This window comes from Brevibacillus agri (assembly GCF_004117055.1).
Taxonomy (GTDB): domain Bacteria; phylum Bacillota; class Bacilli; order Brevibacillales; family Brevibacillaceae; genus Brevibacillus; species Brevibacillus agri.
Genome location: NZ_CP026363.1, coordinates 511,121 through 520,000, shown reverse-complemented (window position 1 = coordinate 520,000; position 8,880 = coordinate 511,121). Strand labels below are relative to the sequence as shown.

General features: G+C 49.2%; 7 protein-coding genes, 1 rRNA gene and 1 other annotated feature (1 of these 9 running past the window's edge). Of the genes, 6 read left to right on the top strand and 2 right to left on the bottom strand.

What is annotated here, in order from left to right:
- A 23S ribosomal RNA gene (locus BA6348_RS02780) occupies nt 1–365 on the top strand; it begins 2,607 nt to the left of the window's first position.
- A 148-nt stretch (nt 366–513) separates the two neighbouring features.
- Here the strand turns inward: BA6348_RS02780 and BA6348_RS02775 are convergent.
- Nucleotides 514–1,545 carry a YaaC family protein gene (locus BA6348_RS02775; RefSeq protein ID WP_122952837.1) on the bottom strand — a complete coding sequence of 344 codons (1,032 nt, stop codon included), beginning with the start codon at nt 1,543–1,545 and terminating at the stop codon, nt 514–516.
- 168 nt (nt 1,546–1,713) lie between these two features.
- Here BA6348_RS02775 and guaB point away from each other — a divergent pair, with 168 nt between their 5' ends.
- Nucleotides 1,714–3,174 (top strand): IMP dehydrogenase, encoded by a 1,461-nt coding sequence (gene guaB, locus BA6348_RS02770; protein WP_007781275.1) that lies wholly within the window; start codon nt 1,714–1,716, stop codon nt 3,172–3,174.
- Between the two features lie 99 nt (nt 3,175–3,273).
- Here guaB and BA6348_RS02765 read toward each other — a convergent pair whose 3' ends face one another.
- Complete coding sequence (locus BA6348_RS02765; protein WP_026556983.1) at nt 3,274–3,726, bottom strand: hypothetical protein; 453 nt, start codon at nt 3,724–3,726, stop codon at nt 3,274–3,276.
- 204 nt (nt 3,727–3,930) lie between these two features.
- Here BA6348_RS02765 and BA6348_RS02760 point away from each other — a divergent pair, with 204 nt between their 5' ends.
- The 4 genes from BA6348_RS02760 (at nt 3,931) to serS (ending at nt 8,509) form a co-directional block, all read left to right on the top strand.
- Entirely contained in the window at nt 3,931–5,238 is a 1,308-nt protein-coding gene (locus BA6348_RS02760; protein WP_025844407.1) for a D-alanyl-D-alanine carboxypeptidase family protein, read from the top strand.
- Between the two features lie 109 nt (nt 5,239–5,347).
- Nucleotides 5,348–6,232 (top strand): pyridoxal 5'-phosphate synthase lyase subunit PdxS, encoded by an 885-nt coding sequence (gene pdxS / locus BA6348_RS02755; RefSeq protein ID WP_005833554.1) that lies wholly within the window; start codon nt 5,348–5,350, stop codon nt 6,230–6,232.
- Nucleotides 6,233–6,242: 10 nt separating this feature from the next.
- Nucleotides 6,243–6,818: a pyridoxal 5'-phosphate synthase glutaminase subunit PdxT gene (pdxT, locus tag BA6348_RS02750; protein WP_005833556.1), complete on the top strand. Its 576-nt coding sequence runs from the start codon at nt 6,243–6,245 to the stop codon at nt 6,816–6,818.
- Nucleotides 6,819–6,954: 136 nt separating this feature from the next.
- Nucleotides 6,955–7,176, top strand: a binding site (T-box leader).
- Between the two features lie 52 nt (nt 7,177–7,228).
- Nucleotides 7,229–8,509 (top strand): serine--tRNA ligase, encoded by a 1,281-nt coding sequence (gene serS / locus BA6348_RS02745; RefSeq protein ID WP_005833557.1) that lies wholly within the window; start codon nt 7,229–7,231, stop codon nt 8,507–8,509.
- The last annotated feature ends 371 nt before the right edge of the window (nt 8,510–8,880 follow it).

Below are 8,880 nucleotides of genomic sequence, written 5' to 3'. Positions count from 1 at the left end.
GTCCCAAGGGTTGGGCTGTTCGCCCATTAAAGCGGTACGCGAGCTGGGTTCAGAACGTCGTGAGACAGTTCGGTCCCTATCTGTCGCGGGCGTAGGAAATTTGAAAGGAGCTGCCCTTAGTACGAGAGGACCGGGGTGGACATACCGCTGGTGCACCAGTTGTTTCGCCAGAAGCACGGCTGGGTAGCTATGTATGGAAGGGATAAGCGCTGAAAGCATCTAAGCGTGAAGCCCCCCTTAAGATGAGATTTCCCACAGCGTTAAGCTGGTAAGACCCCTCATAGACGATGAGGTTGATAGGTTCGGTGTGGAAGCGCGGCAACGCGTGGAGCTGACGAATACTAATCGGTCGAGGACTTATCCACACATTTCTTAGCAAACATGCGTATTCAGTTTTGAAGGAATAAGAAGAAAAGCTGTATTCCCGATTACTTTTGCGAGTAATGGAGAATGCAGCTTTTTTTGTGTACCTTGGAACACAAGGACGTACCCACAAGGAAAATCGAACACAGCTTAGCCGTCACAAAAGGGAAGGCCATGCGGGAGCGAAGAGTTTTTTTGCTGGATCTGTCTCATAATAACAGTGGGATAGCTAGACATATGGTGCTCCAAAAAAAGCTCCACAAGATAGCGTTCAGCAAGGCCGTGGGATAAGACCAGCTCTCCCCACCACTCTGTTTCATATCTGCAAAGCATGCTCAGCAAATACAGCAGCAAGAAGTGGCTTGCCCACTCGGGAAGAGGAAGCGAATCCGACGAGCCGTTCCAAAAGAAAAGCCGGTGCTCTTGCCAGCGAAATAAAGGGTGTTGATCTAGTGCGGACAGAGCAGTTTCAGGAAGAAGTATTCGCTTTGCATTCCCTTCTCGCCAGCTTAATTGTAAACGCGAGCTATCTGGCGCGACCCTGTTGATGTATTGAACGAAGGTTTCCGCTGAGTATGCCAACGGCCCGTCCATTTTTTCCGGAAAAGCAATCTCGGCCCACGATTGGGTGTCAGAGGAAGCTTGATCGGCTGTATGAGTTTTGCTCCAGTGTACTTGCAGCCAATGCTGCGGCTTTTCGGACAGAGCGGCGTAGACATCGCTGATTGCCGGTATGGAAGCAAACAAATCGTGCATCGAATAGCGATCCTGCATAGGGGAAAGATGAAAAAGCTGGACCAATAGAGCAAAAAAGCCTTCTTTTTGCGGCCGGACCTCATCCTCTAGCAGCAAGTAGGTGTTTCGCTTCAGCTTCCGCGTGGTGACCCCGTGCTGGAGCACCCGGCTGTTTTGCGGATAGGACGGATCGCGCGTAAGAAGCATTCCCTTCAGCAGATGGGAGCATCCATAGAAGAGCAGCAACGGCTGGATCGACAAGTCCGCAGTAGCTGCTGTCGTATAAAACTGCCTCGCTTGCTTCCATAAAAAAAGAAAACGGGAACTTTGCTGAAAAGCCAGGCGCTCAGCATGCTCCAAGCCCATGCTGTCGTAGCAGGACGTCAAATATTTACGGGCAGTAGGCTCCGTCTCGAAAAAACGGAACATTTTCCAGGCAGAATTCATCGTAACCACCTTTCAATAACTTTCGTGATCTGGTTGCTTTTGCTAGTAATTTTTTTGATTTATCTGTCTAATAAACTCCATAACCGAACATTTTACTCATTCCTTGACAGTAAATTATGCCGTTTGTTAAACTGTCTTAAAAATATTTGCCGAGAGGGGCTTTCTACCGTGCGGGAAGATAAATTTGTCAAAGAAGGGCTAACATTTGATGACGTGCTGCTCATTCCAGCAAAATCAGAAGTTTTGCCAAGGGATGTGGACGTTCGCGTAAAACTGAGCGAGACTGTCCGCCTGAATATCCCTCTGATTAGTGCCGGAATGGACACGGTAACGGAATCAGCCATGGCGATTGCTATGGCCCGTCAAGGTGGGATTGGTATCATCCACAAAAACATGACGATCGAGCAGCAGGCGAGTGAAGTAGACCGCGTGAAGCGCTCGGAAAGTGGCGTCATTACCAACCCGTTTTCTTTGACCCAGGATCACACCGTGGCAGAAGCGGATGCGCTGATGGGCAAATACCGCATTTCCGGCGTGCCGATTGTCGATGAAGAAAAGCATCTCATTGGGATTTTGACCAACCGCGACTTGCGTTTTGTGCATGACTACTCGACACCGATCAAGGAAGTCATGACAAAAGACAATCTGGTTACAGCATCAGTAGGAACAACACTCCAGCAAGCCGAAGCGATCCTCCAAAAGCATAAAATCGAAAAGCTGCCGCTGGTCGATGAAAATAACATTTTGCGTGGACTCATTACTATTAAAGACATTGAAAAGGCGATCCAATACCCGCAAGCAGCCAAGGACCCGCAAGGACGCTTGCTGTGTGGTGCGGCAGTAGGTGTTTCCGCAGATACGTTTGAACGTGCAGCAGCGCTCGTACATGCAGGCGTGGATGTACTTGTCATCGACACAGCGCATGGACATTCCAAAGGCGTCATCGATACCGTAAAAGCGATTCGCAAAGAATATCCAAACCTGACCATCGTGGCAGGAAACGTTGCGACTGGACAAGCTACCCGTGACCTGATCGAAGCAGGGGCATCCGTTGTCAAAGTCGGGATCGGTCCAGGCTCCATTTGTACAACGCGCGTCGTAGCCGGTATCGGTGTTCCGCAAATCACTGCCATTTACGATTGCGCCCGAGTAGCGCGCGAGTACAATATTCCAATTATTGCCGACGGCGGCATTAAATACTCCGGCGATTTGCCAAAAGCAATCGGGGCAGGCGCTTCGGCGATTATGATCGGCAGCCTGTTTGCCGGAACAGAGGAAAGCCCGGGCGAGTTCGAGATTTTCCAAGGCCGCCGCTTCAAGGTGTACCGCGGAATGGGCTCGATTGGCGCGATGAAAGCGGGCAGCAAGGACCGTTATTTCCAGGAGAACGAGCAAAAGCTTGTTCCAGAAGGAATCGAGGGCCGCGTTCCTTACAAGGGGCCATTGGCAGACGTGACCTACCAGTTGATTGGCGGGCTGCGCGCAGGTATGGGCTACTGCGGAGCGAAAACGATTGAAGACTTGATTCAAAACTCGCAGTTTATCCGTATCACAGGTGCGGGCTTGCGCGAAAGCCATCCGCACGACGTGCAAATTACGAAGGAATCGCCAAACTACTCGATTTCATAGGTTAAAAGGAACTACCCCCCTTTCTGGAGAGAAAGGGGGGTTTAGTTTAAAAGGCAACTAGTGGCAAGCAAAATTCATACAAGCCACGGTGAACGTACACTATCTTCTATAAACAGCAATTTCACCCTCGGAGGAAATATTTCCTATTATTTTCAGGCGATAGTTTCCTGGATCCACGGAAACCGGGTCTGTATAATCAGTGTTACCTTTTGGAGCAGCTAATTTGCCTAATTTAATTGTTTTTTCTACTTTGCCATTTTCGCTTAATTTTTCGATGTAAACCGTTATGTCACAATTACTTTTTGAAGCAGATAATCCAGCGTTAGCTTTTCCAAAGAGTTGGAAGGTGTCGCGACCAATATATGTGCCTCCCTGTGTTACACTAAAAGCTCTCCAGTCAAGCTCAATGCTCATCGTACCAATGTCCTTTTTAATTTGTTGTTCCACAAGGGAAGCGTTATCACTTTTTTCAACTGTTGCATGAGCAGAGACTGGATTGATAACAGCCAAACCAAGAACGAGTGAAGCAAAACTAAATAGCACTTTCTTCATGAGATAAGCCTCCTTGATTCATTCAATATATTACCAATTTTACCATAAAATATTTTAGTTTCAATTATATATTATATATCCAATCAATTACCTATTAATGAGCCTATTTGGACTTCAATGCGATCGTAATGGTATGTTAAACTTACACTTGGTGCGCAATTACCTTATGAACTAATGACAGAAACTGGAGAGTGAGAAGAAACTATGAAGCGAACTACTTGGAAAAAACGACTGACAGGTTTTATCCTTTCTGTCGCAATGTTTGCAACCGGAATGGGAGGAGCAGCGACGAAGGTGGAAGCAGCACCTGCAACTGATCTACAACTGGCAGCCAAATCTGCCATTCTGTTAGAGGCATCGACAGGAAAAATACTATACAGCATGAATCCAGATGCCCCTCTGCCTCCTGCTAGCATGAGCAAGATGATGGCAGAATACCTTGTACTAGAAGCGGTTAAGGAGAAAAAAATCAGTTGGGATGAGAAGGTACCTGTTAGTGAATATGCCTTCTATGTGGCAAGAATCTCGGATACCTCTGGAGTGTACCTGAATCTAGGGGAGTCCTTCACGGTTAGGGAGCTGTACAATGCCATGGCTGTCGTTTCTGCCAACGACGCAACTGTACTGCTTGCTGAAAAGATAGCGGGCAATGAAGCGAATTTCGTGCAGATGATGAACAAAAAAGCTGCCGAGTTTGGTATGAAAAACACCTCTTTCGTCACATCCAGTGGCTTGCCAGCGAATGAACTGGGGCCGTACTCCATCAAGACCGATCAAGTGGAAAATCTAATGTCCGCTCGTGATTCGGCCATCCTCGCCAGAAACCTGATTCGTGATTTCCCGGAAGCGTTGGAAGTATCGAAGATCCCGCGTTTTACCTTCCGTCCCGGTTCTAAAAATGAATTGAAAATGGCGAACAACAACTGGATGTTGCCTGACCTCCCCAATTACTATCCGGGTGTAGACGGATTAAAAACAGGTTATACACAAGCAGCAGGTAATTGCTTTACTGGTACTGCAGTTCGTGATAACATGCGCTTGATTTCTGTTGTAATGGGAACAGACAGCAAAACAAAACGCTTCGTGGAAACAAAAAAGCTTTATGACTATGGATTCAGCAATTTCAAATTAACGAAGCAATTGGACAAAAATGTTTCTGTAAAAGGTTTTGAAACTGCACCTGTAACGAACGGAGTAGAACTCAACGTACCCGCAGTAACTGCCACCGAAGTAAACATGCTGACCAAAATCGGAGCAGAGACAAAATTCACGCCAACCGTTACGTATCAAGAGCTGACCGCACCAATCAAGCAAGGCCAGGTGGTCGGTAAGCTCGTACTGAAAGAAGAAGGAGCGAAAGACGCCGACTACCTGCAGCCGGAAGACGCGGCAAAAGCAGGCGCAGATATAGTAGCCAGCCAGGAAGTCGAAGAGGCGAGCTGGATTCGTTTGTTCTTCCGCAGCATCATTCAATTTTTCAGCAATTTGTTCAGTAGCGGAACAGGAAATTAAATAATGGTTGTTTTCCCCCTCATCTATCGTTTACAATGACGATAACAAGGAACCATAACAGAGCATAACAGTTACGGTTCTGACTTCATGATGTAGGGGGAATTTTCACATGGTACAAGTAGGAACGTCCCGCGTAAAAAAAGGTATGGCTGAGATGCAAAAAGGCGGCGTCATCATGGACGTCGTAAACGCTGAGCAGGCAAAAATTGCTGAAGCTGCCGGTGCCGTAGCTGTCATGGCATTGGAACGCGTACCTTCTGACATTCGTGCAGCCGGTGGAGTAGCTCGTATGGCTGATCTCAGCATTGTGGAGGAAGTACTGAACGCTGTTTCGATCCCTGTTATGGCAAAAGCTCGTATCGGACACTTTGTCGAAGCGCGCGTACTGGAATCGATGGGTGTCGACTATCTGGACGAGAGCGAAGTTTTGACCCCGGCAGATGATTTGTACCACATCAATAAAAAAGAATTTACCGTGCCGTTCGTATGTGGCGCGCGTGATCTGGGCGAAGCGCTTCGCCGTATCGGTGAAGGGGCGTCCATGATTCGTACCAAAGGCGAGCCAGGAACCGGAAACATCGTAGAAGCCGTTCGCCACATGCGCACGATGATGGCTCAAATCCGCAAAGTGCAAGCGATGTCTTACGATGAGCTGATGGCAGAAGCGAAAAATCTGGGTGCCCCATACGAGCTGCTGGAACAAGTACACAAAACCGGCAAGCTGCCTGTAGTGAACTTCGCGGCTGGTGGCGTAGCGACTCCGGCAGACGCGGCGCTGATGATGCAGCTCGGTTCTGACGGCGTGTTTGTCGGCTCGGGGATTTTCAAATCGGAAAACCCGGAGAAATTCGCCCGCGCGATCGTTGAAGCGACTACGCACTACACAGACTACGAACTGATCGCTCGCGTATCCAAAGGTCTGGGAAGCGCCATGACGGGAATCGAGATTTCCAAAATTCGCGAAGCAGACCGCATGCAAGAGCGCGGCTGGTAAGGTGAGCAGAATGAAAATCGGTGTACTCGCTTTGCAAGGGGCTGTAGCAGAACACTTGCGCATGCTGGAAGAAGCAGGGGCGACAGCCGTTCCCGTAAAAAAGGTGGAAGAACTGGACGAGCTGGACGGATTGGTTCTCCCAGGCGGAGAAAGCACGACGATCAGCAAGCTGATGCACAAGTACGGATTCATGGAGGCGCTCCAAGAGTTCGGAAAAGCAGGAAAGCCGATCTTCGGCACTTGCGCAGGCGCGATTCTTTTGGCCAAACAGATCGAGGGGCAAGATGATTGCCATCTCGGGCTGATGGCTATCAAGGTGGAGCGCAACGCGTTTGGCCGCCAAAAGGAGAGCTTCGAGGTGACAATGCCTGTGGCTGGTGTGGGTGCAGATTACCCGGCAGTGTTCATCCGGGCGCCATATATTATGGAAGTCGGAGAAAACGCAGAAGTGCTGGCCAAGTACGAAGAAAAGATCGTGGTAGCACGAGAAGGCCACTATCTGGCGGCCGCCTTTCACCCGGAATTGACGGAAGATGCAAGACTGCACAAATACTTCCTCGACATGGTGAAAGAATACAGAAGCTAATAAAAGCCAAGCTTGCATGAAAAGATCGGCATTGACAAAATGCCGGTCTTTTCTTTTTGGTACAAGATGATGGCGGAGCGCCCTTTACATACGTATAGAACCTGTAGTACAGTTAACAATAGAAGTATGTATGAATGAGAATGCGATGATGAGAACAAGTACTTCACATCAACCTGGTGTAGAGAGTCGGTGGTAGGTGCGAACCGATCCGGTATGTGAGGGAATCCATCTCGGAGTGGCAAAGGAATGAACTTTGCCCGGAACCGTCCCGTTATGACGGATGGAGTGGATAGATGCGCCAGGGTTGGGCATGTATCAACGAGGGTGGCAACGCGGGTACACAACACTCGTCCCTTATTAGGGGACGGGTGTTTTTTGCATTTTTATTATGGATTCGGAGGGATTCGAACATGTTGGACGTAAAAGTACTGCGGCAAGATTTGGAGGAAGTAAAACGCCGTTTGGCGCATCGCAATGAAGATATTTCCGCTCTGGATCAATTTGCAGAGGTCGATGAAAAACGCCGTCAAGTGATTCAGGAAGCAGAGGCGCTGAAAAATAAACGGAATACCGTGTCTGAGCAAGTAGCAGTCATGAAGCGGAACAAAGAGAATGCCGACCACCTGATCGCGGAAATGAAAGAAGTAAACGAACGCATCAAGAAGCTGGACGAAGAGCTGCGCAAGCTGGATGAGCAGTTGGAATTCATTTTGCTGAGCCTGCCAAACCTGCCGCACGAAAGCACGCCGATTGGGACTTCTGAAGACGACAACGTGGTGGCATGGACGTGGGGCGAGCCGCGCAGCTTTGGCTTCGAGACCAAACCGCATTGGGAGCTGGCCAGCCAGGCAGGGATTCTCGATTTTGAGACGGCTGCAAAAGTAACCGGAAGCCGCTTTGTCTTTTACAAAGGACTGGGAGCTCGCCTGGAGCGCGCATTGATGAACTTCATGATGGACCTGCATGCCACCGAGCACGGATACGAGGAAGTCATCCCGCCATACATCGTAAACCGCGCAAGCATGACCGGAACCGGACAGTTGCCGAAGTTTGAGGAAGATGCTTTCAAGCTGGAGGGACCAGACTACTTCCTGATTCCTACCGCAGAGGTGCCTGTCACCAACATGCACCGGGATGAAATTATGGATGGAGCAGATTTGCCGCGATACTATGCTGCTTTCAGCGCTTGTTTCCGTTCGGAAGCGGGATCGGCTGGTCGCGATACACGCGGGCTGATTCGCCAGCACCAATTCAACAAAGTGGAGTTGGTGAAATTCGTCAAACCGGAAGATTCGTATGATGAGCTGGATAAGCTGGTGAAAAACGCAGAGAAGGTACTGCAACTGCTTGGACTTCCGTACCGTGTCATGAGCATGTGCACGGGCGACCTCGGATTTACGGCAGCGAAGAAATTCGATCTGGAGGTATGGATTCCAAGCTCGAATACGTACCGCGAAATCTCGTCTTGCTCGAACTTCGAAGACTTCCAGGCTCGCCGCGCCAATATTCGTTTCCGCCGCGACACCAAATCGAAGCCGGAATTCGTGCATACACTGAACGGCTCGGGCCTCGCCATCGGCCGTACAGTAGCGGCGATTTTGGAAAACTACCAGGAAGCGGACGGAAGCATCACCATTCCGGAAGTGCTGCGTCCGTACATGGGCGGAGTAGCAAAAATCGAGCCGAAATAAGCGGGGGGAAGAACCCCATAAATAAGCACAGCAGCCTTTGATCTTTGTTTGGATCAGAGGCTGCTTTCTTTTTGGGCGGCGAAAAGGCGAGAGAGCAGGGGGAAAAGGCAGCTTGGAAAATGTGTTCTAATACAGTTATAATTTTTAGAAAATTGTGTTGCACTGTACTAATCCCTGTTATATAATAAAAACAAATCAAAAGAACATTGTTTTAATACAGATATGGAGGGAATGGGAAATGGACTGCTATCGGTGTGAAGGAAACGGCGAACAGAATTGCCCACGATGCGGAGGCGTTGGTCATGATGACAACGGAGCGGCTTGCCATCATTGCTTGGGGGACGGACATGTGAGCTGCAGTCATTGCAGTG